The 22,540-nt window shown below is 73.7% G+C and carries 22 protein-coding genes; 7 read left to right on the top strand and 15 right to left on the bottom strand.

Annotated features, from left to right (window positions below):
* Nucleotides 1–1,176, top strand: a complete 1,176-nt coding sequence (locus AMK18_RS03000) for a serine hydrolase domain-containing protein (RefSeq protein ID WP_073861527.1) — start codon at nt 1–3, stop codon at nt 1,174–1,176.
* Nucleotides 1,177–1,230: 54 nt separating this feature from the next.
* Here AMK18_RS03000 and AMK18_RS02995 read toward each other — a convergent pair whose 3' ends face one another.
* Both AMK18_RS02995 and AMK18_RS02990 read right to left on the bottom strand, forming a co-directional pair.
* Nucleotides 1,231–1,818, bottom strand: coding sequence for a TetR/AcrR family transcriptional regulator (locus AMK18_RS02995; RefSeq protein ID WP_018100470.1), 588 nt, complete (start codon nt 1,816–1,818; stop codon nt 1,231–1,233).
* A gap of 10 nt (nt 1,819–1,828) precedes the next feature.
* The gene (locus AMK18_RS02990; protein ID WP_073861526.1) at nt 1,829–3,124 is read right to left on the bottom strand and encodes a glycoside hydrolase family 1 protein; all 1,296 of its coding nucleotides are present in this window, start codon (nt 3,122–3,124) and stop codon (nt 1,829–1,831) included.
* Between the two features lie 220 nt (nt 3,125–3,344).
* Here AMK18_RS02990 and AMK18_RS02985 point away from each other — a divergent pair, with 220 nt between their 5' ends.
* A complete protein-coding gene (locus tag AMK18_RS02985; protein ID WP_073861525.1) occupies nt 3,345–4,901 on the top strand; it encodes a family 20 glycosylhydrolase in 1,557 nt (518 codons plus the stop codon).
* Between the two features lie 7 nt (nt 4,902–4,908).
* Here the strand turns inward: AMK18_RS02985 and AMK18_RS02980 are convergent, their stop codons facing one another.
* Nucleotides 4,909–5,583, bottom strand: coding sequence for an ArsR/SmtB family transcription factor (locus tag AMK18_RS02980; protein ID WP_073861524.1), 675 nt, complete (start codon nt 5,581–5,583; stop codon nt 4,909–4,911).
* Between the two features lie 65 nt (nt 5,584–5,648).
* On the opposite strand from AMK18_RS02980, the gene AMK18_RS02975 reads away from it, so the two are divergent.
* A complete protein-coding gene (locus AMK18_RS02975; protein WP_073861523.1) occupies nt 5,649–7,232 on the top strand; it encodes an isocitrate lyase/phosphoenolpyruvate mutase family protein in 1,584 nt (527 codons plus the stop codon).
* Here the strand turns inward: AMK18_RS02975 and AMK18_RS02970 are convergent.
* The 8 genes from AMK18_RS02970 to AMK18_RS02935 all read right to left on the bottom strand — a co-directional run bounded on the left by AMK18_RS02970 (nt 7,194) and on the right by AMK18_RS02935 (nt 15,298).
* Nucleotides 7,194–7,790, bottom strand: coding sequence for a hypothetical protein (locus tag AMK18_RS02970; RefSeq protein ID WP_073861522.1), 597 nt, complete (start codon nt 7,788–7,790; stop codon nt 7,194–7,196). The two genes, AMK18_RS02975 and AMK18_RS02970, sit on opposite strands and share 39 nt — an antisense overlap.
* Before the next feature lie 13 nt (nt 7,791–7,803).
* On the bottom strand, nt 7,804–8,967 hold the full coding sequence (locus AMK18_RS02965; RefSeq protein ID WP_018100476.1) for an ROK family glucokinase: 1,164 nt from the start codon (nt 8,965–8,967) through the stop codon (nt 7,804–7,806).
* Nucleotides 8,968–9,089: 122 nt separating this feature from the next.
* Nucleotides 9,090–9,932 (bottom strand): ATP-binding cassette domain-containing protein, encoded by an 843-nt coding sequence (locus AMK18_RS02960; protein ID WP_073861521.1) that lies wholly within the window; start codon nt 9,930–9,932, stop codon nt 9,090–9,092.
* Complete coding sequence (locus tag AMK18_RS02955; protein ID WP_073861520.1) at nt 9,929–10,975, bottom strand: ABC transporter permease; 1,047 nt, start codon at nt 10,973–10,975, stop codon at nt 9,929–9,931. The genes AMK18_RS02960 and AMK18_RS02955 overlap by 4 nt, the downstream gene beginning before the upstream one ends.
* Nucleotides 10,972–11,985 carry a sugar ABC transporter substrate-binding protein gene (locus tag AMK18_RS02950; RefSeq protein ID WP_443333214.1) on the bottom strand — a complete coding sequence of 338 codons (1,014 nt, stop codon included), beginning with the start codon at nt 11,983–11,985 and terminating at the stop codon, nt 10,972–10,974. The genes AMK18_RS02955 and AMK18_RS02950 overlap by 4 nt, the downstream gene beginning before the upstream one ends.
* 141 nt (nt 11,986–12,126) lie before the next feature.
* Nucleotides 12,127–13,302: a cytochrome P450 family protein gene (locus AMK18_RS02945; RefSeq protein ID WP_018100480.1), complete on the bottom strand. Its 1,176-nt coding sequence runs from the start codon at nt 13,300–13,302 to the stop codon at nt 12,127–12,129.
* Between the two features lie 86 nt (nt 13,303–13,388).
* Entirely contained in the window at nt 13,389–14,087 is a 699-nt protein-coding gene (locus tag AMK18_RS02940; RefSeq protein ID WP_086021875.1) for a response regulator, read from the bottom strand.
* A complete protein-coding gene (locus AMK18_RS02935; RefSeq protein WP_073861518.1) occupies nt 14,084–15,298 on the bottom strand; it encodes a sensor histidine kinase in 1,215 nt (404 codons plus the stop codon). The genes AMK18_RS02940 and AMK18_RS02935 overlap by 4 nt, the downstream gene beginning before the upstream one ends.
* A gap of 146 nt (nt 15,299–15,444) precedes the next feature.
* Between AMK18_RS02935 and AMK18_RS02930 the strand changes: the two genes are divergently transcribed.
* The gene (locus AMK18_RS02930; RefSeq protein WP_018100483.1) at nt 15,445–15,648 is read left to right on the top strand and encodes a hypothetical protein; all 204 of its coding nucleotides are present in this window, start codon (nt 15,445–15,447) and stop codon (nt 15,646–15,648) included.
* Between the two features lie 5 nt (nt 15,649–15,653).
* Here AMK18_RS02930 and AMK18_RS02925 read toward each other — a convergent pair whose 3' ends face one another.
* A complete protein-coding gene (locus AMK18_RS02925; RefSeq protein WP_073861517.1) occupies nt 15,654–16,583 on the bottom strand; it encodes a DMT family transporter in 930 nt (309 codons plus the stop codon).
* Nucleotides 16,584–16,783: 200 nt separating this feature from the next.
* Between AMK18_RS02925 and AMK18_RS02920 the strand changes: the two genes are divergently transcribed.
* A complete protein-coding gene (locus AMK18_RS02920; protein ID WP_073861516.1) occupies nt 16,784–17,530 on the top strand; it encodes an SDR family oxidoreductase in 747 nt (248 codons plus the stop codon).
* Between the two features lie 89 nt (nt 17,531–17,619).
* Complete coding sequence (locus AMK18_RS02915) at nt 17,620–18,450, top strand: aldo/keto reductase (protein WP_073861515.1); 831 nt, start codon at nt 17,620–17,622, stop codon at nt 18,448–18,450.
* Between the two features lie 33 nt (nt 18,451–18,483).
* On the opposite strand, the gene alc is transcribed toward AMK18_RS02915, so the two are convergent.
* Together alc and allB are read right to left on the bottom strand one after the other, a co-directional pair.
* Nucleotides 18,484–19,599 (bottom strand): allantoicase, encoded by a 1,116-nt coding sequence (gene alc, locus AMK18_RS02910; RefSeq protein ID WP_073861514.1) that lies wholly within the window; start codon nt 19,597–19,599, stop codon nt 18,484–18,486.
* The gene (gene allB / locus AMK18_RS02905) at nt 19,596–20,945 is read right to left on the bottom strand and encodes an allantoinase AllB (protein ID WP_018100488.1); all 1,350 of its coding nucleotides are present in this window, start codon (nt 20,943–20,945) and stop codon (nt 19,596–19,598) included. Before allB ends, alc begins: the two co-directional genes overlap by 4 nt.
* Before the next feature lie 314 nt (nt 20,946–21,259).
* Between allB and AMK18_RS02900 the strand changes: the two genes are divergently transcribed.
* On the top strand, nt 21,260–22,060 hold the full coding sequence (locus AMK18_RS02900; RefSeq protein ID WP_018100489.1) for an IclR family transcriptional regulator: 801 nt from the start codon (nt 21,260–21,262) through the stop codon (nt 22,058–22,060).
* Between the two features lie 51 nt (nt 22,061–22,111).
* On the opposite strand, the gene AMK18_RS02895 is transcribed toward AMK18_RS02900, so the two are convergent.
* The coding region (locus AMK18_RS02895; RefSeq protein ID WP_143202256.1) for an ABC transporter ATP-binding protein at nt 22,112–22,540 on the bottom strand (429 nt) is incomplete at its 5' end.

Raw genomic sequence — 22,540 nt, 5'->3', positions numbered from 1 at the left:
ATGATCACCGGCCGGGTGGCGCCCGGCTGGGAGCCCGTCCGCGACGCCTTCGTACGCGGCTGCGCCGATGACCCCGGCGCCGCGCAGCTGGCCGTCCACCACCACGGGCGCCCGGTGGTCGATCTGGCCTCCGGTCCGCCGGACTTCGGGACGGACTCGGTCGGCGTGCTGATGTCCGTCACCAAGGGCCTCGTCGCGGTCTGCGCCCACGTGCTGAGCGAGCGGGGCGCCCTGGACCTCGAAGCGCCCGTCGCCCGCTACTGGCCGGAGTTCGCGGCCGCGGGGAAGGCCGGGACGACGGTGGCCGACCTCCTCACCCACCGGGCCGGGCTGCCCGCGTTCTCGGCCGATCCCGCCGGGTGCGGGCTGCCCGGGCTGTTCGACCGGGACGCCCGGCTGGCCGCCCTGGCGGCGATGCGGCCGGTGTGGGAGCCGGGGACGGCGTGCCTGTACCACTCGCTGACGTACGGGCACCTGGTCGGCGAGGTGGTGCGCCGGGTGTCCGGGCGGAGCGTCGGCGCGTTCTTCGCCGACGAGGTGGCGGGGCCGCTGGGGCTCGACCTGTGGATCGGGCTGCCGGTGGAGCAGGAGCACCGGTTCGCCCCGCAGTTCTCCGTACGCCCCGATCCCTCGCCGGAGCAGGTCGCCGGTTTCCTCGCGGGGCTGGGGCTCGCCCCGGACGCGCCGCTCTCGACGGCGCTCCGGGCGTCGCAGGCGGAGGTGGCGGCGGCGGTCCGGGGTCTGGCGACCCGCGAGGGCCGTGCGGCCGAGCTGCCCGGCGCCGGTGGGATCGGCAACGCCCGGTCGCTGTCCCGGATGTACGCGGCGCTGATCGGTCCGGTGGACGGGGTGCGGCTGCTGGCCCCGGCGACGCTGCGGCGGGCGGTCGCCCCGCGCGTCGACGTGCCGCCCCCGCCACCGCTCGACGGCGGGGACCCCGCGGGCCGGACCCGCTTCGGGCTCGGCTTCGAGCTGCCCCGGAAGGGCCTGCCGATGCTGGGCGAGGGCTCGTTCGGGCACGCGGGAGCGGGTGGGCGGCTGGGCATGGCCGACCCCGGCAGCGGTCTCGCCGTGGGGTACGTGTGCACGGCGATGGCCTGGGAGCCGGCAGCCGGACCGGACCCGCGCTGGACGGACTGGACGGAGGCGGTGACCGCGACGGCGGCGGCGCTCTGACCCGTGAAGAAGTGGAGGGGCGGCGCCTGTGCGCCGCCCCTCTGTGTCTGCCGGTCAGGCCCCTTCGGGCGCCGTGCGCGGGTCGAGGACGGCGAGCAGGTCCTCGATGGGCTGCTCCATGTCCGTGGAGCGGTCGATCAGCCATTGCAGCTGGATGCCGTCGGCCACGGCGACCAGGAGCACGGCCAGCCGCTCCGGCGGGATCGCGGAGCTGATCCGCCCCTCCGCGACGCCCTCCCGGACGAAGTCCGCGACGCGTTCGCGCACCACCGGATAGCGCTCGGCGAAGTGGGCGTGGGCGGGGTGGGCCGGGTCGCTGGCGGCGGCGGCCATCGAGACGAACAGCTCGACCAGGCCGGGGGTCTTCGCGCCCTCCCGGATGATCTCGCGGTAGCCGTGCGGATCGGCGCGCTCCGCCTGCCGCACCCGCGCGGTCTCGTCACGCATCCGCAGGACCTGGGTGAGCAGGTCCTCCTTGGAGTCGAAGTAGTGCATCAGACCGGGCAGGCTGAGGCTGCACTTCGCCGCCACCTTCCGCAGGGAGGTACCCCGGTACCCCTCGGCGGCAAAGATCTCCAGGGCCGCGTGCAGGATCTCGCTGCGCTTGGCCTCGCCCTTCTCGTACGGGCCCCGTTTCGCCATGCCGGTCACCCTAACGCGAGGAGGGTGCGGTCACCGACCCGAGCGGGTCTCCGGCGGGCAGCCGCCGCTCCCGGGACAGGGCGCCCAGTCGGCGCGCCGACTCCTTGGGCGTCCGGGCGAAGGTGTCGCGGTCGACCGCGATCAGCCCGAACGTCGGCCGGTAGCTCCCCCACTCGTAGTTGTCGAGGGCGCTCCAGTGCAGATAGCCGCGTACGTCGACGCCGTCGGCCATCGCCTCGGCGAGGCTCGCCAGGGCGCGGGTGGTGTAGGCGATGCGGCGCTCGTCGTCGTCCGTGGCGATGCCGTTCTCGGTGACCAGGATGGGCACGTGCGGGCCGACGACCTCCGCCGTGTGCCGCACCGCCTCCCCCAGCGCCTCGGGGTAGAACTCCCATCCGGTGAGGGTCAGTTCGGCGTCCGGGGGCGGGGGCAGGGTGCCGTCGGGGCCGATGCGGTGGCGGGTGTACGCCTGGACGCCGATCCAGTCGTCCCCGCGGGCGGCCTCCAGGAAGACGTCCTCGCGGGGCCGGGCGTAGGCGGTCGCGGCGGATTCGCAGCCCGGCTCGGGCTGGTAGACCTGGTTGGCCACGGTCCAGCCGACCTGGACACCGGGCACGGTCTCCTTCACCGCGGCGGTGGCGGCCCGGTGGGCGCCGATCAGGGCCCGGATGACCTCCGGGTCCGGGGCGAAGGAGGCCGGGTCGACGGCGGCGGCCCCGGCCTCGCGGGCGGCGTTCGCCCCGTGCGCGATGCTCTCCCAGCCGTGCTCGGCCGCGTGCCGCTTGAGCGCGTACATCAGGGCCATGATGTTGGGCTCGTTGATGGTGGCGACATGGCGGACGCCCTCGCGCAGGACGTCGGCGCAGGTGCGCGCGTAGGCGGCGAACAGTTCGTCCGCGCCGGGGGCCGTCCAGCCGCCGAGCTCGCTGAACCACTGGGGCGAGGTGAAGTGGTGGAGGGTCACGACCGGGGTCAGCCCGCGTTCCAGCGCGCCGCGCACCATGGCCCGGTAGTGCGCGAGGGCGGCGCGCGAGATCCGGCCGCGCTCCGGCTCGACGCGGGCCCACTCGATGCTGAACCGGTAGGCGTCGAAGCCGAGTTCGCGCAGCAGGTCCATGTCCTCGGGCCATCGGTGGAAGCTGTCGGCCGCGTCCCCGCTGGGCTCCTGGACGAAGCTTTCGGGGTGGTTCTCCAGGATCCACCAGTCGCTGGAGACGTTGTTGCCCTCGACTTGGTGGGCCGAGGTCGACGCCCCCATGAGGAAGCCTTCCGGCAGGGCGAAACCGGGTCCGGCCTCGTGCACCATCGGGTTCTCCTTTCGCCCGGAGGCGGGCCGTTCGCCCCCTCCGCAAAAAGCGTTCATTGATCGGTTTTCGTGTTAGCGTACAGGTGGCAGCGGTACGGGAGAAGAGGCGGCCGGTCCGGTCTCGCTCCGGAACCGAATGCCCAGGGGGCCGGACCCGCCGGAACCTGACACCGCCGCTCCGGCCCCCTGGACCCACCGCCCGCGCCTCAGGGAGAAGCCTGTGAACGCCGTCATTCCGCACGCCGACGCCCGACCGTCCTCGCCCTCCGGCGCCCTGCCCGCCGGCGGCGCCTGGCACGTACGGGCGGCCGATCCGGCACTGGCGGAGGTGGCGGAGACCGTACGGGCGCTGCTCGCCCCGCATCTGCCGGACGCGCCGGGCGGAGCACCCCTGGAACTGGTCCTCGGCCTGGACGAGTTGGCGTCCGCCCCGCCCCTCGGCGTCTCCCCCGACGGCGGCGCGGACCCCGTGGACGAGGGCTACCGGCTCCGCGTGGACGCCGACGGCATCACCTGCCACGGCCGCACCCCGGCCGGGGTGTTCCGGGGCGCGACGACGGCCCTCCAGCTCATCGCCACCGGTCGGATTCCGTACCAGGAAATGACGGACGCCCCGCGCTACGCCTGGCGCGGGCTCATGGTCGACCCGGCCCGCAGCTTCCTCACCCCGGACGAGGTGCGCCGGATCATCGACCTCGCCGCGCTCTACAAGCTCAACGTCCTGCACCTCCACCTCACCGACAACGAGGGCTGGCGCATCGAACTGCCCGGCACCCCGGCGCTGACGCCCCCGGGCGCGGAGTTCTACACGGCGGCCGAGTACCGGGGGCTTCAGGAGTACGCGGCCCGGCGGTTCGTCTCCGTCGTCCCCGAGATCGACCTGCCGGGCCACTGCGCGACGCTCCGGGCCGCCGTCCCCGGGCTCCCCCCGGCCCCTGCCCCGGCCGGACTCGCGGACCGCTTCCCGTTCGTGCCCCCGCTCGACCTGACCGATGAGGCGACCCGCGCCGCCGTCGCCCGCGTACTCACCGAGGTCTGCGCGCTGACGACCGGCCCCTACGTGCACATCGGCGCCGACGAGGCGTTCGGCGCGACCCCGGAGAGCTTCGACGCCTCCGTACGCGAACTGCGCGCGCTCGTCCGCGACCTGGGCAAGCGCCCGGTGGCCTGGCAGGAGTCCTCACGCGCCGGGATCGGGCCCGGGGACATCGCGCAGTACTGGGTGGACGTGGCGATGATGGACCTCCCGGACACGGCGGAGGAGCTGGCAGCCCGGCCCGAACTCGTGGCCGCAGGGCGGACCATGGAGATCATCACGGCGCTGAAGAACTTCTTCGCCCCCACCGACGACGACCTCCGCCGCACCGTCGAGGGCGGCGGGCGCGTGCTGCTCTCCCCGCAGTCCCACCTCTACCTGGACCGCCCGTACGCGGCGGAGTTCGCCCCGCCCGAGCAGGCCGCCGAGGCCGCCCGGCTCGGCTTCGACGGCTACCGGCCGCTGGGCGTCCGGCACACGGCGGCCTGGGACCCGGGCGCCTGCCCGGTCCCGGACGCGAACGTGGCGGGCGTGGAGGCCACGGTCTTCGCCGAGCGGTTCAAGGGCTTCGAGGACGTCTCCGTACTCCTGCTGCCCCGGCTGGCCTCGGTCGCGGAGGCGGCCTGGTGCGGGCGGGCGCCGGAATGGGCCGAGTACCGCGAGCGTCTGGCCCACCACGGCCGCGTCTGGGCCGACCGGGGCCTGCCCTACTTCGCCTCCACGGAGGTGGACTGGCGCTGAGCGCGGCTCACGCCTCCACCCCGAGCAGTTCCCCGAACGCCCTGCTGCCCTCCGGCGTCACCTTCACCGCGCGCCCCGAGCCGACGCGCCGGACCCAGCCGCGTTCCAGGGCCGCCGTGCACAGCGCCGCGCCCAGGGCTCCGGCGAGGTGGGAACGGCGCTCGGTCCAGTCCAGGCAGGTACGGACGAGGGGGCGCCGGGACCCGGCGGGCTGCCGGTAGTCCAGGGTGTCGGCCAGCCAGGCGCGGCCCGCCGGGGTGACGGCGATCCCGGAGCCGGTGTCGACCAGGCCGCGCGCGGTCATCGCATCCGCCAGGGCCACGCCGAGCCGCCCCGCCAGATGGTCGTAGCAGGTGCGCGCCCGGGCCTCGGCGTCCTGCCGGACCGAGGCGCGCAGGGTGCGCGGGCGGGAGGTGCCGGGGGCGTACGCGGCAAGCGCCTCGGTGAGCGCGGCGGCCTCCGGGCCCGCGAGCCGGACATAGCGGTGCCGCCCCTGGCGCTCCTCGGCCAGCAGACCGCCTGCCACGAGGCGGGAGATCTGCTCGCTGGCGGTGGACGCGCCCACACCGGCGTGCCGGGCCAGCTCGCCGGACGTCCAGGCCCGCCCGTCGAGCAGCGCCTCGCAGAAGGCGGCACGGGTGCGGTCGGCGAAGAGGGCGGCGGTGTCGGCGAGTGAGGACATGCCTCCATGGTGGCGCAGGGACGGTTCGGCGGGGGCCGAAGTGTTCCGGGCCTACGGTCGGAGCCATGAGCCACGCGACGACCCATGAGTTCGGCCAGTACGCGGAGGTCCTGGCAGCCCTCGCCGATCCCGCGCTCGTCCCTCCGGCGCCCGGCCCCTTCGAAGGACCGCCCGGCGCGAGTGTCGCCTGGTTGCGGGCGACGGTGGCGAGGTTCGCGTCCGGTGAGCCGCACCGGCGGCGCCGGGCCCTCGTGGAGGCCGAGCTCGCCCGGATCGCCCCGGCCGATGTGCACCGGGCGGCCTCGGCGTCGGCTTCCGGGGAGGGCGATCTGCGGACCCGGGTGGTGCGCGTCCTGGCCGCCGCCCTGGACATGCCGGAGCCGGACCGGGTCGCCCGGGAGGTGGCGGTGGTGGCGGACGCGTACTTCGGCGAGGACGGCGGGGCCGAGGCCGACCGGGCCGTCGCCCGGCTGGTGGGCCTGCTCGCACCGGGCCCGGCGGACGAGGCCGGGCTGGAGGCCGTCGCCAACCGCATCGGGCTCCTGGCCCAGGCGTGCGCCGCGACCGCCGCGCTGGCCGGGTCCGTCGAGGCGGCCGGGCCCGGCGCTCCGACGGCCCGGGTGCTGCGGGACGATCCGCCGGTGCGGGTCATGCGCCGGGTCGCCGCGCGGGCCACCCGGATCGCCGGACGGAAGATCGCCGAGGGCGACGCGGTGGTCCTCGACCTGGTGGCCGCCCGGCAGGGCCACCCCGTGCCGCTCACCTTCGGCGCGCCGCCCCGGGTCTGCCCGGGCCGGGCGCACGCCCTCGCGCTGGCGGAGGGGCTGCTCGGGCGCCCGATGACCCCGTTCGCCCGGCTCCACCACCGGGGCGAGGCCTTCCTGCTGCCCAACGCCTGGGACTACGCGTCGGCCGCCGCGCTGGCCGCCGAGGGGTTCGGGGCGGTGGGGACCACCAGCCTGGGCGTGGCGGCGGGGCTGGGGCTGCCGGACGGGGCGGCGGCGACGAAGGAGGCGACCGTGAACCTGGCCCGGCGGCTCGGGCGGGGGCCGTTCCTGTTCAGCGTGGACGCGGAAGGGGGGTTCAGCGACGACCCGGCGGAGGTCGCGGCGTTCGCGCGGCGGCTGTACGAGGCGGGGGCGGCGGGGATCAATCTGGAGGACGGGCGGGCCGACGGCACCCTGGCCCCGGTGGAGCTGCACGCCGCGAAGATCGCCGCCGTGAAGGAGGCCGTGCCCGGGCTGTTCGTCAACGCCCGCACGGACACGTACTGGCTGGGGCTCGACCGGGAGCGGACGGCCGGCCGTCTCGCGGTGTACGAGCGGGCCGGGGCGGACGGGGTGTTCGTGCCGGGGCTTTCGGACCGGGCGGGGATCGCCGCGCTGACCGCCTCCCTCGTCACCCCGCTGAACGTGCTCTACAACCCGGCCGGACCGGGCATCGCCGAGCTGGGCGCCCTGGGGGTGCGCCGGGTCAGCCTGGGCTCGCTGCTGTACCGCGAGGCGCTGACCGGGGCCGTCTCCACGGCCGCCGCGATCCGGGACGGCGGGACGGCGCGGGGCGGGGCGCTTTCGTACGCCGAGGCGCAGGCGCTGGCGCCGGGCGACGGGTCAGGGGGTGGCGGCGGAGACGACGTACACGACGGGTGACATCGGGTCCGTCATGTCGACGGTGATGTCCTGGTCGGGGCGCGGGTCCTCGTTGCTGTGGGTGGTGCCCGCCCAGGAGACGCCGTCGCCGAAGTACCAGCCGGCGATCTTCGTGTCGCGCTTGCCGATGGTGACCTTGCCGGGTTCCAGGGCGGCGCGGCCGGTGCCGATGTCGGTCAGGAAGGCGTCCAGGCCGTTGGACGTCGTGCGGAACTGCACGTACATCCGGCTGGCCTTCCAGTTGTTCGTCTCGTAGTACTGCACGCCGGTCGCGTAACCGGGGATCGGGACCTCGAAGATGCGGCGCAGCATCTTCGAAGGCCACCCGGGCCGCAGGCCCTGCGCGGCGGCCTCGGCGGCCTTGTCCTGGCCGGAGCGGCGGCTCTGGCCCGCCGAGATCAGCAGGTATCCGGCGGGGACGCCGATGAGCAGCACGATGATCGTCGCCGTGATCAGGCGTCGGCGGATCAGATGGCGGCGGGTCTCGGGGGCCGGCCCGTCGCCCTCGTCCGGCGGCGGGGACTGGCGCGGCACGACGGGGTGCTCGGCTGCGGTCATGGGTGTGGGGCCCCTAGGAAGTGCGGGTGTTGCGGTTGCTGCGGAGGGTGCTCGTCGCCTGGTCGTAGATCTGCGCGTACCGCTCGTACCGCTCGACGCGGCGGCGGTTGGTGCGGCGGAAGCGCCGGGCGACCAGCCGGGCGAGGTCCGCCGCGCCGACCATACCGGCCTCCGGGCCGAGCTGTGCCTTCGTGATCCGGGCCTCGGGGCGGTAGCCGCGGCCGGTGAGGTGGCGCTTGAAGGCGTCCCGGGCGGGGCCGATGAGCAGGTCGTCGGCGGCGCTCACCCCGCCGCCGATGACGAAGCAGGAGGGGTCGAGCGCGGCGGCCAGATTGGCGATGCCGACGCCGAGCCACTGGCCGATGTCCTGGAGGAGCTCGACGCACATCGCGTCGCCCTCGCGGGCCAGTTCGGTGATGAGCGGTCCGGTGATGTCCGGGACGTTGCCCTTGACGCGCTCGATGATGCCGTGGGCCACCGGCGAGTCGGCGGCGGCCAGCTCGCGGGCCTCGCGGACCAGCGCGTTGCCGGAGCTGTACTGCTCCCAGCAGCCCCGGTTGCCGCACGGGCAGCGGTGGCCGCCGGGCACGACCTGCATGTGGCCGAACTCACCGGCCACGCCGTACTTGCCGCGCTTGACCTGGCCGTCCTCCAGGATCGCGCCGCCGATGCCGGTACCGAGGGTGATCATGACGAGGTGGTCCTCGCCCCGCCCCGCGCCGAAGCGCCATTCGGCCCAGGCAGCGGTGTTGGCGTCGTTGTCCACCATGACGGGGACGACGAGCCGGGAGGCGAGGGCGTCGCGCAGGGGCTCGTCGCGCCAGGCGAGGTGCGGGGCGAAGAGGACCTTGGAGCGGTCCGCGTCGACCCAGCCGGCCGCGCCGATGCCCACCGCGTGCACGTCGTGCCGGTCGGAGAGGTCGAGGACCAGCTCCACGATGGTGTCCTCGACGACCTTCGGGCTCTTGGACTTGTCCGGGGTCTCGGTGCGCACGGTCTCCAGGATCGTGCCGTCGGCGTCCACGACACCGGCCATGACCTTGGTGCCGCCGATGTCGATGCCGACGGTGGGGACCCGGGGCGCCGTGAGGTGCGAGCGCCTTTCCCGGGTGCCCACGGTCCGCAGGACGGTCGCGCGGGCGGAGCCACGGTGTGCGAAGTCGCGGTACGTGCTCATCGTCCCTGAAAGGTGTGGGGTGACCGGGTCAGGAGTGATCCCGGTGGCGGACGGCGCCCGTCCGTCCCGATTCTGCCATTGCCCGGAGGGCGGGGCCGTCGGACGGGCGGGCGGCGGCGCTTCTACGGCTTGTCGAGGGGGCCCGGGCCGGTGGTGCGCTCCAGCTCGTGGCTCAGCTCCTCCAGCTCGCTGCCGCCCGCCATCTGCCGGGTCAGCTCGTCCAGCGTGACGCTGTCCTTGGTGTGGCTCCCGGCCATGGCGCCCCGCTTCAGGAGGACGAACCGGTCACCGACGAGGTAGGCGTGGTGCGGGTTGTGGGTGATGAGGACCACGCCGAGGCCGGCGTCCCGGGCGGCCGCGATGTACTTCAGGACGACCCCGGACTGCTTGACGCCGAGGGCGGCCGTCGGCTCGTCCAGGACGAGCACCTTCGCGCCGAAGTGGACGGCGCGCGCGATGGCCACGCACTGCCGCTCACCGCCGGACAGGGTGCCGATGGGCTGGTCCACGTCGCGCAGGTCGATGCCCATGCGGAGGAGCGCCGCGTGGGTGGTCTCGCGCATCAGCTTCACGTCGAGGCGCTTGAAGGGACCGGCGCCGGTCGTCGGCTCGGAGCCCAGGAAGAAGTTGCGCCAGACCGGCATCAGGGGGACGACCGCGAGGTCCTGGTAGACGGTGGCGATGCCCCGGTCGAGGGCGTCGCGCGGGTTGGCGAGGGTGGTCTCCTCGCCGTCGATGAGGAACCGTCCGGCGTCGTGCCGGTGCAGCCCGGCGATGATCTTGATGAGGGTGGACTTGCCGGCGCCGTTGTCACCGAGCACGCAGGAGATCTCGCCCGCGTGCACGGTGAGGGAGACGCCTTCCAGCGCCTTGATGTTGCCGTAGTACTTGGCCACGTCGTCCAGCTCGACGAGGGCCTGCCGGCCGGTGTCCTGCGGCCCTTCCGGGGCCTTGGGGGCCGTCATTTCGTCGCCTCCGCGCGCTTGCGTACCCATGCGTTGAGCAGGGTGGCCAGGAGCAGCATCGCTCCCAGGAAGAACTTGAACCAGTCCGGGTTCCACTCGGCGTACACGATGCCCTTGCTGGTCATGCCGAAGATCAGGGCACCGACCGCCGAGCCGATCGCGGAGCCGTAACCACCGGTGATCAGGCAGCCGCCGATGACGGCCGCGATGATGTAGATCAGCTCGTTGCCGACGCCCTCGCCGGACTGCACGACGTCGTAGCTGAACAGCAGGTGCTGCCCGGAGACCCAGGCGCCGAAGGCGACGCCGAGGTAGAGCCCGATCTTGGTGCGGATGACCGGGACGCCGACCGCGCGGGCCGCGTCCGCGCCGCCGCCGACGGCGAAGATCCAGTTGCCGAAGCGGGTGCGGAGCAGGATCCAGGTGGCGACGGCCACCAGTCCCGCCCACCACAGGAGCGTCACCTTGAGCTCGACGCCGCCGACGGTCCAGTACGAGGCGAAGAGCTTGCGGGCGGAGGGGAAGCCCTCCATGTCGCCGATCTTCTTCGTGGAGACCGTGCCGCTGATCAGCTTGGTGAGGCCCAGGTTGAGACCGGTCAGCATCAGGAACGTGCCCAGCGTGATGATGAAGCTGGGAAGTTTCGTACGGGTCAGCATGAAGCCGTTGAACGCGCCGAAGGCGAGCGTGACCAGCAACGACACGAAGACGCCGACCCAGACGTTGGCCGTCATCTGGTAGCTGAACATCGAGGAGATCAGCGCGGAGCTGGTGACCATCACCCCGGCGGACAGGTCGAACTCGCCGCCGATCATCAGGAGCGCGACCGGCGCCGCCATGATCCCGATGGTGGAGGCCGCGTACAGCACGGTGCCGAAGCTGGTGGCGCGCAGGAAGCTGTCGGCGACGACCGCGAAGAAGAGGAAGACGGCGAGCGCGCCGACGACCGAGCCCAGCTCCGGGCGGCCGAGGAGCTTGCGCAGCGGCGAGGTGCGCAGCAGCCGTTCGTCCACGACGGCCGACGATCCGGGCCCGGCGGTCATCGGGTGCCCCGGTCGGCGTACTCGGCGAGCTGGTCGGCGTCCTTCGCGGTGATGATCTGCGGGCCGGTGAGGACCGGGCGGCCGCCGCCGAGGACGTTGCGGTTGTAGCGGTAGAGCCAGAGCAGGTCGACGGCCTCGTAGCCCTGGAGGTAGGGCTGCTGGTCGACGGCGAAGCCGAGGGTCTTGGACTTCAGCCCGGCGGCGACGGTGGCGTTCAGGTCGAAGGTGTCGATCTCGGCCTTGCTGCCGGCGGTGTTCTTCGCCTTGACGGCGGCGTCCGCGAAGGGCGCGCCGAGCGTGACGACCGCGTCGATGTCCTTGTCGGACTGGAGCTTCGCCTCGATGGACGCCTGGACGTCGGGCATGTTGGTGCCCTCCACGTACAGGTTCTGCATCTGGCCGTCGAAGGTCTTCTTGGCCCCGGCGCAGCGCTGCTCGTGGCCCACGTTGCCCTGCTCGTGGAGGATGCAGAGGGCCTTCTTGCGGCCGCGCTTGTTCAACTCGTCGCCGACGGCCTCACCGGCGATGGACTCGTCCTGGCCGATGTGGGTGAGCGCGCCGTACGCCTTGGACTCGGCGGAGCCGGAGTTCACGGTGATCACGGGGATGCCGGCGCGGACGGCCTTGGCGACGACGTCCTTGAGGGCGTCGGGCTTGGCGAGCGTGACGATCAGCCCGTCGACCTTCTTGTCGATGGCGGCCTGCACCAGCTGGGCCTGCTGCTGGCCCTCGTCGTTGTGCGAGTACAGGAAGTTGATGTTGTCCTTCTTGGCCGCCATGTCGGCGCCCTTCTGGACGATGTCCCAGAAGGTGTCGCCGTCGCCCGAGTGGGTGACCATGGCGAACGTCCAGCGGGGCGTGTTCACCGCGGCCCGGCCTTCGGCCGCGGCCTTGGCCGCACGCTCCTCCGCCCGCTTGCCGCCGGTGCTGCTGCATCCCATGAGGGACACCCCCAGCACCGCCGCAAGCACGGCGCCCATCGCACGTACCCCTGTCCGAACCCTTGCCACGACGCCGTGCCCTTCTTGTGCTGCTCGCTGTGCTGCTGCCGGTGGAGCCGGGGCCCTGTGGTCCCGGCCCGGCTGGGCCAGTATCCCCGAGCACGCGCCGCCGCAACCCGGAGGGGCACGAACAGGACGGCGGCGCGTCGCTCACCAGCGCACCGGCAGGCGGCGCACCCCCCGGATCAGCGTGCCGGGCAGCCAGTCGAACGGGGCGGCCTCCGGGTCGGCCTCCAGACCGGGGCAGCGTTCGAGGAGCGCGCGGATCGCGATGCGGCCCTCCATCCGGGCCAGCGGGGCGCCCAGGCAGAAGTGGATGCCGTGTCCGAAGGCGAGGTGGCCGCGGCTGTCGCGGCGGATGTCGAAGCGGTCGGGCTCGGGGTAGCGGGCCGGGTCGCGGTCCGAGCCGGCGAGCGAGACCAGGACCGCGTCGCCGGTTCCGATGGTCCGGGAGCCGACCTCGACCGGTTCCCGGGCGAACCGGAGGGTGGCCGTCTCGACGGGTCCGTCGTAGCGCAGCATCTCCTCGACGGCGCCGTCGAGGAGCGAGAGGTCGGCGCGGAGCGCGGCGAGCTGGTCGGGGTGGGCGAGCAGGGCGCGTACGCCGTTGGAGATGAGGTTGACCGTCGTCTCGTGGCCGGCGACGAGGAGCAGGAAGGCCATGCCGACCAGCTCGTCGGGCGAGAGCGCGTCGTCGTCCTCGTGGCGGGCGTCGATCAGGGCGCTGAGCAGGTCGTCGCCTGGCGAGCGGCGCTTGTCCCCGATCAGCTCCGCGAGGTAGCCGCCCATGGCGCGGACCGCCTCGCCCTCCTCCTCCGCGTTCACGGGGGCGACGATGCCGTTGGACAGCTTGCGGAAGGCGGCCCGGTCCAGGTCGGGGACGCCGAGCAGCTCGCAGATCACGGTCATGGGGAGCGGGAAGGCGAGCGCGTCCACGAGGTCGGCGCGGCCCTCGGGGACCATGAGGTCGAGGAGTTCGCCGGTGATCTCCTCGACCCGGGGGCGCAGCGCCTCGATGCGGCGCGGGGTGAACGCGCGGGCGACGAGCTTGCGCAGCCGGGTGTGGTCGGGGGCGTCCGTCTCCAGCATGTTGGCGTTGATCGGGTCGCCGCCGGTCTCGCCGGGCAGCGCCCGCCAGTCCTTGCCGAAGCGCTGGTCGGCCAGGACGGCCCGGCCCTCGTCGTAGCCGACGACGAGCCAGATGCTGTCGAACTCGTCGGTGCGGACGAGGTGCACGGGTCCGGTCGCGCGCATCCGCTCGTAGTAGGGGTACGGATCCGCGGTGAAGTCGGCCAACCCGCGCAGATCCACAACGACTTCGGACATGGGCCCGCCCTCCCGGTCGTGTCGTCCCCGCTCCGAGGACCGGCCCGTTCAGCGTATGCCGGGAGGTCCGCCGGGAACGAGGGGCCTCAGGCCGGATTCGATCCGGTCTCGTCGTCCAGGAGTCCGGCGTCGTGGACGAGCAGGGCGATCTGGACGCGGTTGTTGAAGCCGAACTTGGCGAGGATGCGGGAGACCTGGGTCTTCACCGTGGCGACGCTGAGGTAGAGCGTCGCGGCGATCTCCGCGTTGGACCGGCCCCGGCCCACGGCGACGGCCACCTCGCGCTCCCGGTCCGCGAGCAGCGCGATCCGCTCGCGCGCCCGGGCGGCCCGGTCCACGCGTTCCTCCTGCCCGGACCCGGCCGCCCGGGCCATCAGCTGCCGGGTGACGGCGGGCGAGAGGACCGGGTCACCGGCCGCGACCCGGCGCACCGATTCCACGATCCGGGCGGGCGGGGTGTCCTTGAGGACGAAACCGGCGGCCCCGGCGCGGATGGCGCGGAGCACCTGTTCGTCGGCGTGGAAGGTGGTCAGGACGACGATCTCCGGCGCGTCGGGCCGGGCGCGCAGCGCTTCGGTGGCGGTGAGGCCGTCCATGACCGGCATCCGGATGTCCATCAGGACCACGTCGGGCCGCAGCCGGTCGACCAGGGCCTCGGCCTCGCTGCCGTCGGCGCCCTCGCCCACGATGTCGATGTCGTCGGCGCCGCCCAGCATCAGCTTCAGCCCGGCCCGGACGAGCGGGTCGTCGTCGACGATGAGCAGGCGGACGGGCGCGTGGGTCATGACGCCCACGGTAGCCAGGCCCGCACCGCGAACCCGCCGCCGGGGGCGGGCCCGTGGTCGAGACGGCCCCCGGCGAGGGTGGCCCGTTCGGTGAGGCCGATGAGCCCCTGGCCGGAGCCGGGGACCGGGGTGAAGGGCTCGGTGGGGGCCGGGTTGCGCACCTCCACGGTGATGCCCTGCCCGGGTCCGCCGGTGACGGCGACGGTGACCTCGGTGCCGGGGGCGTGCTTGCGGGCGTTGGTCAGCGCCTCCTGGGCGATGCGGTAGACGGTGCGCCCGGAGGCGGCGGGCACGGCGTCGGGGTCGGCGAGGCGGTTGTCCAGGGTGACCTTCATGCCCGCCTCCCGGGATTCGGCGACGAGCGCGTCGAGCGTGGCGAGGGTGGGCTGCGGGCGGTTGCCGTCGCTGTCGCGGGGGCCGCGGAGCACGCCGATGATCTCGCGGAGGTCCTGGAGCGCCTCGTGCGCGCTGTCCCGGATGACCCCGGCGGCGCGGGCGACCTCGGCCGGGGGCGCGTCGGGCCGGAATTCCAGGGCGCCCGCGTGGACGCTGAGCAGGGTCAGCCGGTGGGCGAGCACATCGTGCATCTCCCGGGCGATCTCCTCGCGGGCGAGCCGCTGGGCCTGCTCGGCGCGGAGGGCGGCCTCGGTCTCGGCGCGGACGGCGCGTTCGCGGAGGGAGACGACGAGCTGGCGCCGGGAGCGCACGATCATGCCCCAGCTGAGGACCAGCAGGATCAGCAGGAGCCCGATGATCGTGGACGCCAGGAACGAGGTGTTCGGGTCGGGGCGCAGATACGGCTGTACGGGGGCGACGGCCAGGGCCCCCGCGCCGACGAGGGCGACCGGGCGGAACGGCCGGTGGACGGCCAGGCTGAACAGCGCGACGAGCAGGGCGCCCGCCGCGACCGGTTCGACGGTGGACAGCAGGGTCAGGGCGACGGCGAGCCCGACCGGCCAGCGGCGCCGGAACCACAGGGCGCAGCAGGCGGCGGCGCCGACGAGGGAGTCCACCAGGACGAAGGTGTCCGATGTGGTGGGGTCGGCCTCTATCGTGGCGAGCGTCGCCAGGCCGATGCCCGCCGCGCAGAGGAACGCCGTGAGGTCGACCACCCAGTCCCGCACGGTGCGGCGGGACCGGCCGCGGTCGCCGGGCAGCTCGGGTCCGGCCATCGCCGAGGGCAGCAGCCAGGGGTACTCCGTACGCGTCATGTCGACAAAGCTACGCACGCGGGTGCCCGGTTCGGGGCGTCCGGGGCGCGGGAGCGACCAAAGTCGCGGAGACGGAGACTTTCGGACCCGGCGGGCAGCCCACCGGCCGACGCGGCGGGGCGGCCCCGGCGGCCAGGCTCGGGGCCATGAAGAAACTCTGCGAGACGGTCGGGTTCCTGGTCTTCGTCCAGGGGGTCGCCGGGCTGCTCCATGTGTGGCTGGACTGGTTCCGCTTCTTCAACCTGGTGCAGAAGCTGCCGTTCGCCGCCGAGTACCCGGTCTTCGTGTCGATCGTGCTGATGGTGGCGGGCGCGGCCGTCATGATCGCGGCGGACGCGATCAAGGAGTGAACCGGTCAGGGCGCGCCCGGGTCCGCGCTCCGCCGCCCCCAGGCGGTCCCGGCCAGCACCAGCACGGCGCCCGCCGCCCCGGCGACGCCCAGCCGCTCGCCGCCGATCGCGATGCCTGCGGCGGCGGCCCACAGCGGTTCCGTACCGAGCAGCAGGCTGACCCGGGACGGGGAGGTGCGGCGTACGGACCACATCTGCACGAAGAACGCGAAGAGCGTGCAGAACACCGAGAGGAAGAGCAGCCCGCCCCATTCCCGGACCCCGAATCCGGCGGCGACCGTCCAGGGCGCCTCGCCCGTCCCCGGCGCGGCGGCCAGCAGGGCGAAGACGGCGACGGCGCTGCCGAGCTGCACGGTCGTCAGGGACAGCGAGTCCGCGTCCTGGACGGACTTGATGCGCGACATGAGCAGGACGTGCAGGGTCCGGGCGAGGGCGGCGGCCAGCATGAGCAGGTCGCCCACCGAGAGGCTGGTGAATCCGCCGCCCTGGGTCAGCAGCACCACCCCGGCCACGGAGAGCCCGGCGGCGGCGAGGAAGGTGCCGGTCGGCCGGGTCCGGGTGACGGCGGCCTCGGCGAGCGGGGTGAAGATCATGGTGAGGCTGATGATGAGCCCGGCGTTGGTCGCCGAGGTGTGCACGATGCCGTACGTCTCCACCAGGAAGATCCCGCTGAGCACCAGGCCCAGCAGCCCGGCGCCCCGCCACTGCGCGGCGCTCAGCGCGCGCAGCCGGCGCCGTCCGGCGACGGCGAGGACGGGCAGCACGACGGCGAACCGCAGCACGAGCACGGCGACGACGGTCTGCGGCGTGGTGATGCCCTTGGCGGCGAGATAGCTGGAGCCCCAGACCACCGCGACCAGCAGGACGGGCAGATCGGTGAGCCAGGCCCGGCGCGGCGGGGCGAGGACGGGGGCGGAAACGGCGGCGGAGGACACCTGGACTCCTGCTCTCTCCACAGGGACGACGTGGAGACGGCACCGGCTCGCACTGGGGAACGATCACGCTACCGGGCGTGCTCCCGCCGTGGCGAGCCCCCGGACTCGGCGTCCATTTCCCGCCGGTCTCCGGGCCGCCGGACGACTTTCCTGGTTCCTGTCGGCACGACCGGCAACGGACGCAACGGACAGGAACCACGATGAACACCACCCTTCCCACCCCCCGCACCGCGCTCGTCACCGGCGGCAGCCGGGGCATCGGCGCCGCGACCGCCCTGCGGCTCGCCCGGGACGGCGCCGACGTGGCGCTGACCTACGTACGCGACGAGCGCGCCGCCAAGGAGGTCGTCGCCGCCGTCGAGGCGACCGGCCGCCGTGCGGTCGCGCTGCGCGCCGACTCGGCCGACCCGGAGGCCGCCGCCTCGGTGGTGCACCGGGCGGCGGCGGAGCTCGGGCGGCTGGACATCCTGGTGAACAACGCGGGCATCGGCGTCCTCGGCCCCATCGGCACGCTCACGCCCGCCGATGTGGACCGGGTCCTCGCCGTGAACGTCCGGGCGGTGTTCCTCGCCTGCCGGGCGGCGGCCGAGGTGATGGAGTCCGGGGGCAGGATCATCTCCCTCGGTACGGCCCTGAGCCGCCACGCGGGCGGACCCGGCGGAACGCTGTACGCGATGAGCAAGTCCGCGCTCTCCGGCCTGACCAAGCCGCTGGCCCGTGAGCTGGGGCCGCGCGGCATCACGGTCAACCTGGTCCAGCCGGGCGCCGTGGACACCGACATGAACCCGGCCGACGGCCCGTTCGCCGAGGGGCAGCGCGCGGCCAACGCGCTGGACCGCTTCGGCACGGTGGCGGAGATCGCCGCGCTGATCTCGTACCTCGCGGGCGCGGAGGCCGCATTCGTCACCGGGGCCGAGCTGGTCGTGGACGGCGGTCACTCGGCCTGACTTAGGGCCCGTCCTGCCGCTCCTCCCCGCCCCGCCTACGCTGGGCGGGGAGGCATGCCCGTAACGGCAGACGAGGAGAAGGGACGATCATGTCCGGTATCCCGGCGCACACCCTGAACGACGGCCGTACGATCCCGGCGGTCGGGCTCGGCACCTACCCGCTGGACGACGACGCGGCGGAGAAGGCGGTGTCCGGGGCCCTGGATCTCGGCTACCGGCTCGTGGACACCGCGCTGAACTACGGCAACGAGACCGGTACGGGGCGCGGCATCGCCCGCAGCGGGGTCCCGCGCGAGGAGATCGTCGTCACGACCAAGGTGCCCGGCCGCCACCACGGTTACGAGAAGACGCTCGCCTCGTTCGAGGAGTCCCGGAGCAACCTCGGCCTGGACTATGTGGACCTCTATCTCATCCACTGGCCGCTGCCCAGGGTGGACCTCTACGTGGACACCTGGCGGGCGCTCATCAAGCTGCGCGAGGACGGGCTCGTCCGGTCGATCGGGGTCTCCAACTTCACCGCGGACCACCTGAAGCGGCTGGAGGACGAGACGGGCGTGGTGCCCGCCGTCAACCAGATCGAGCTGCACCCCCGGCTGCCCCAGGAGGAGCTGCGCGCGGCGCACGCGGCGATGGGGATCGTCACGCAGAGCTGGAGCCCGCTGGGGCGCGGCCGGGACCTGCTGGCCGACCCGGACGTGGTGGCCGTCGCCGAGGCGCACGGCGTCACCCCGGGGCAGGCGGTGCTGCGCTGGCACACCCAGCTCGGGGCCGTACCGATCCCGAAGTCGGCCGATCCGGGGCGGCAGCGGGAGAATCTGGACCTGTTCGGCTTCGAGCTGACGCCCGAGGAGCTGGGGCGGATCTCCGGCGGCCCCAGGGAGCGGTTCGGCGGGGACCCCGAGGAGCACGAGGAGTTCTGACGCTCCCGTTCTGCACCCCGGGGCCCGGAAGCCTCAGCCGCCGAGTTCCGCGTGGCGGGCGGACAGGCGGGCCGCGCCGCGTTCGGTGAGCGAGCCGAAGAGGCGGAGCCGGGAGATGCCGCCGTCCGGGAAGATGTCGATCCGGACCTGGTCGGCGCGCACCGCTTCCGGCAGCACGAAGCGGTGGTTGGTGTCGGGCTGGAGCCGGGTCCGGGGCAGGAATTCGGTCCACTCACCGGTCTCCGCGTCCCGGGCGGTGAGCTGCGCCCATCCGGCCGCGTTCCCCTTGAGGTAGGCGGTGTCGATCTCGACGGCGCGGATGTCCGCCTCTTCGACCAGGTGGTAGTGGATCCAGTCGTTGCCCCGGTCGCGGCGGCGCCGGGTCTCCCAGCCGTCGTCCATCTTGTGGGAGCGGCCGGGCTGGATGGTGTTCGTCGCCGGGGAGTAGAAGCGGTCGGAGGCGTCCTCGACCCGGCCGCCGTTCTCCAGGGCGACGACGTCGAACGTACCGAGCGCGGTCAGCCAGGCGGGGTCGGGGGCGACCTCGCCGTAGACCCGCAGGCGGGCGATGCCGCCGTCCGGGTGCTGGTTGAGCCGCAGGTGCGTGAAGCGGCGCTCCGCGTCGACGGCGAAGCCGTTGGCCGCGTGGCCGCCGACGGCGGTACGGGGGACGAGCGTCGTCCACTTCACGTCCGGGGCGAGCAGTTCCTCCGGCGAGGGCGAGCCGGGCAGCGAGACGGCCTCGACGGAGACGGCCTGCGGGTAGTTGCCGCGGAAGTGGGCGGTGTCCACGACCAGACCGCGCACGATGCCGGGGGCGCCCAGGCGGATCAGCGCCCAGTCGTGGTCCTCGGCCACCGGGTGCGGCCGCTCGGCGCTCGCACCGCGACGGCGGCGGGTCTCCCAGCCGTCCATGATCTTGCCCTTGTGCCCGAAGCGCTCCGGGTCGAAGTGGGCGGGCTCCGGCTTGAGCAGGTTCTCGCGCTCGGCGAAGAACTCGTCGTTGGCGGCGACCACGCCCGCCCCGAGCCGCCGGTCGGCGAGGTCCACGAGGTGGGTGAAGGGGTGGTCGGCGGTGCGGTAGTCGGCGTACGGGTCGCCGCCGCCGTACGGGTTCGCGTCGCCGGTGAAGTGCGCTGTCGCCGTCATGCCTGGGGGTCCCTTGTCTGGAGGCGGCCGGTGGGTTCGGAGAGCACGCCGTCGGCGGCGATCCGTACACCGCGCAGCCAGGTGGAGCGCACCACGCCGTGCAGGGTACGTCCGGCGTAGGCGGTGACCTGGTTGCGGTGGAAGAGCTCGGCCGGGTCGACGGTGAAGGTGGCGTCGGGCGCCAGGACCGCGAAGTCGGCGTCGCGGCCCGCCTCGATGGCGCCCTTGTGGCGCAGCCCGGCCAGCTCGGCGGGGGCGGCGGACATCCAGCGGGCGACATCGTCCAGGGTGTGGCCGCGTCGGCGGGCCTCGGTCCAGATGGCGGGCAGGCCGAGCTGGAGGGAGGAGATGCCGCCCCAGGCGGAGGCGAAGTCCGGGGTCTTGAGGTCGGTGGTGCACGGCGAGTGGTCGGAGACGATGCAGTCGATGGTGCCGTCGGCGAGCCCCTGCCACAGCGCGTCCTGGTTGGCGGCCTCCCGGATCGGCGGGCAGCACTTGAACTCGGTGGCCCCGTCCGGGACCTCCTCGGCGGTGAGGGTGAGGAAGTGCGGGCAGGTCTCGACGGTGAGCCGGACGCCCTCGCGCCGGGCGGCGGCGATCAGCGGCAGCGCGTCGCTGGACGAGAGGTGCAGGACGTGGACGCGGGCGTTCAGCCGCCGGGCGTGGGCGATCAGGCCCTCGATCGCGGTGTTCTCGGCGTCGCGCGGCCGGGACGCCAGGAAGTTCGCGTAGGCCGGACCGCCCTGCTGCGGCGCGGACGCCAGGTGGTGCGGGTCCTCGGCGTGCACGATGAGCAGCCCGCCGAAACCGGCGATCTCGGCCATGGACCGGGCCAGCTGCTCCTGGTCCAGCTCGGGGAACTCCTCGACGCCGGACGGCGACAGGAAGCACTTGAAACCGAACACCCCGGCCTCGTACAGCGGGCGCAGGTCCTTGACGTTGGTGGGGATCGCGCCGCCCCAGAAGCCGGTGTCCACGTGCACCTTGGGCTCGGCGACGCCCTGCTTGACCCGCAGGTTGTCCACCGTGGTGGTGGGCGGCAGCGAGTTGAGGGGCATGTCGAGCAGCGTGGTGATGCCGCCGGCCGCCGCCGCGCGGGTGGCGGTCCAGAAACCCTCCCACTCGGTGCGGCCCGGGTCGTTCACATGGACGTGCGTGTCCACGAGGCCGGGCAGCAGGACGTCGTCCCCGAAGTCCTCGACGCGGGCACCGGCCGGGGCCTCGGTGTCGTACGGCAGAACGGCGTCGATGGTCCCGCCGGTGACGGCGACCGACGCGGGCCGGGTCCCCTCGGGGGTGACGACGCGCGTCGAGCGCAGTAGCAGCTTCACGTCCGGACCGGACACCGGTGCTCCTCACTTCGCACTTTCAACGAACTGTTGAAGGAGTCTTCACTCGGGAGCGCGACCCGTCAAGACCTCACCCTCGCGCCGCAGCCGCTCCCGGAGCCGCGCTGGAGGTTTCCACAAAGTAAAAGGTGAATTTCGGAGTGCGGAACGTAGAATGGGCCAGGTGCCGCGCGGCCGGGCTGCCGCACCACCTGCGGACACCCGGACAAACAGGCGCTGACCGGCCATGACGGCACCCGTCGGCTGTGGGCCGGCCGAAAAGGGCCCGGTAGGCTGCTGCCTTGCTCCTCCGCTTCGAAAGGACCGTTGACGTGCCGCCGTCCCACGCCAGCACTTCCGACTCCAAGCCCGCCGGTTCCAGCGGTGGTGTGCAGTCCCTTGAGCGCGCCTTCGACCTGCTGGAGCGGATGGCCGACGCGGGGGGCGAGGTCGGCCTGAGCGAGCTCTCCGCGAGCAGCGGACTCCCGCTGCCCACGATCCACCGCCTGATGCGCACGCTGGTCCTGTGCGGTTACGTACGTCAGCAGCCCAACCGGCGTTACGCGCTCGGCCCCCGGCTGATCCGCCTCGGCGAGTCCGCCGCACGGCTGCTCGGCACCTGGGCCCGCCCGTATCTGGCCCGGCTGGTCGAGGAGACCGGCGAGACGGCCAACATGGCGCTGCTCGACGGTGACGAGATCGTGTACGTGGCGCAGGTGCCGTCCAAGCACTCGATGCGCATGTTCACGGAGGTGGGCCGCCGGGTGCTGCCGCACTCCACGGGCGTCGGCAAGGCGCTGCTCGCGCACACCCCGCCGGACGAGGTGCGCGCCCTCCTCGCCCGCACCGGGATGCCCGCCGCCACCGAGAAGACGATCACCACCCCGGACGGCTTCCTGGAGGCGCTGGACCAGGTGCGCCGGGTGGGCTACGCGGTGGACGACAACGAGCAGGAGATAGGGGTCCGGTGCCTGGCGGTCTCGGTGCCCAACTCCCCCACCTCCGCCGCGATCTCGATCTCCGGCCCGGCGGGCCGGGTCACCGAGGCGGCCACCGAGCGGATCGTGCCGATCCTCCAGCAGGCGGCCAAGGAGCTGTCGGACGCGCTGGCGAGCAGCGGTACGGCGGGCTGAACGTCCGTGAGGCGGGCCCGGACCTCCGAGAGGTCCGGGCCCGCCCCCGTTTCAGGCGAGCGCCGGGGCCGTCAGGCGGCCGTCCCGCATGGTGACCGTCCGGTCCACCCGGTCCAGGTGGGCGCGGTCGTGCGTGACCAGGACCGTCGCGGTGGACCGCTGCCGGGTCAGCGTCACCAGCAGGTCCAGGACGGCCGCGCCGCGCTCGTGGTCCAGGGCGCTGGTCGGCTCGTCCACGAGCAGCAGGGCCGGGTCGTTCATCAGGGCCCGGGCGATGTTGATCCGCTGGCGCTGCCCGCCGGACAGCTGGTGGGGCCTGCGGCCGGCCTGCCCGGCGAGACCGACCGCGTCGAGCAGATCGAGCGCGCGGGCCCGCGCGGCACCGGCCCGGCCGCCCGAGAGGTGTGTCATGACCTGGAGCTGTTCGAGGGCGGTCAGGGACGGGAGCAGGTTGGGCTGCTGGAAGACGATGCCGACGCG

This window comes from Streptomyces sp. CB01249, from assembly GCF_001905735.1.
In the GTDB taxonomy this organism is placed as follows: Bacteria; Actinomycetota; Actinomycetes; order Streptomycetales; family Streptomycetaceae; genus Streptomyces.
Note: the sequence above shows the minus strand (reverse complement) of the source record. Positions and strands in the feature narration are given on the sequence as shown.

Coding starts and splice junctions, on each gene's coding strand:
- AMK18_RS03000 (WP_073861527.1), top strand. CDS start 1: ATGATCACCGGCCGGGTGGCGCCCGGCTGGGAGCCCGTCCGCGACGCC.
- AMK18_RS02995 (WP_018100470.1), bottom strand. CDS start 1,818: ATGGCGAAACGGGGCCCGTACGAGAAGGGCGAGGCCAAGCGCAGCGAG.
- AMK18_RS02990 (WP_073861526.1), bottom strand. CDS start 3,124: ATGGTGCACGAGGCCGGACCCGGTTTCGCCCTGCCGGAAGGCTTCCTC.
- AMK18_RS02980 (WP_073861524.1), bottom strand. CDS start 5,583: ATGTCCTCACTCGCCGACACCGCCGCCCTCTTCGCCGACCGCACCCGT.
- AMK18_RS02975 (WP_073861523.1), top strand. CDS start 5,649: ATGAGCCACGCGACGACCCATGAGTTCGGCCAGTACGCGGAGGTCCTG.
- AMK18_RS02970 (WP_073861522.1), bottom strand. CDS start 7,790: ATGACCGCAGCCGAGCACCCCGTCGTGCCGCGCCAGTCCCCGCCGCCG.
- AMK18_RS02965 (WP_018100476.1), bottom strand. CDS start 8,967: ATGAGCACGTACCGCGACTTCGCACACCGTGGCTCCGCCCGCGCGACC.
- AMK18_RS02960 (WP_073861521.1), bottom strand. CDS start 9,932: ATGACGGCCCCCAAGGCCCCGGAAGGGCCGCAGGACACCGGCCGGCAG.
- AMK18_RS02955 (WP_073861520.1), bottom strand. CDS start 10,975: ATGACCGCCGGGCCCGGATCGTCGGCCGTCGTGGACGAACGGCTGCTG.
- AMK18_RS02945 (WP_018100480.1), bottom strand. CDS start 13,302: ATGTCCGAAGTCGTTGTGGATCTGCGCGGGTTGGCCGACTTCACCGCG.
- AMK18_RS02940 (WP_086021875.1), bottom strand. CDS start 14,087: ATGACCCACGCGCCCGTCCGCCTGCTCATCGTCGACGACGACCCGCTC.
- AMK18_RS02935 (WP_073861518.1), bottom strand. CDS start 15,298: ATGACGCGTACGGAGTACCCCTGGCTGCTGCCCTCGGCGATGGCCGGA.
- AMK18_RS02930 (WP_018100483.1), top strand. CDS start 15,445: ATGAAGAAACTCTGCGAGACGGTCGGGTTCCTGGTCTTCGTCCAGGGG.
- AMK18_RS02920 (WP_073861516.1), top strand. CDS start 16,784: ATGAACACCACCCTTCCCACCCCCCGCACCGCGCTCGTCACCGGCGGC.
- AMK18_RS02915 (WP_073861515.1), top strand. CDS start 17,620: ATGTCCGGTATCCCGGCGCACACCCTGAACGACGGCCGTACGATCCCG.
- alc (WP_073861514.1), bottom strand. CDS start 19,599: ATGACGGCGACAGCGCACTTCACCGGCGACGCGAACCCGTACGGCGGC.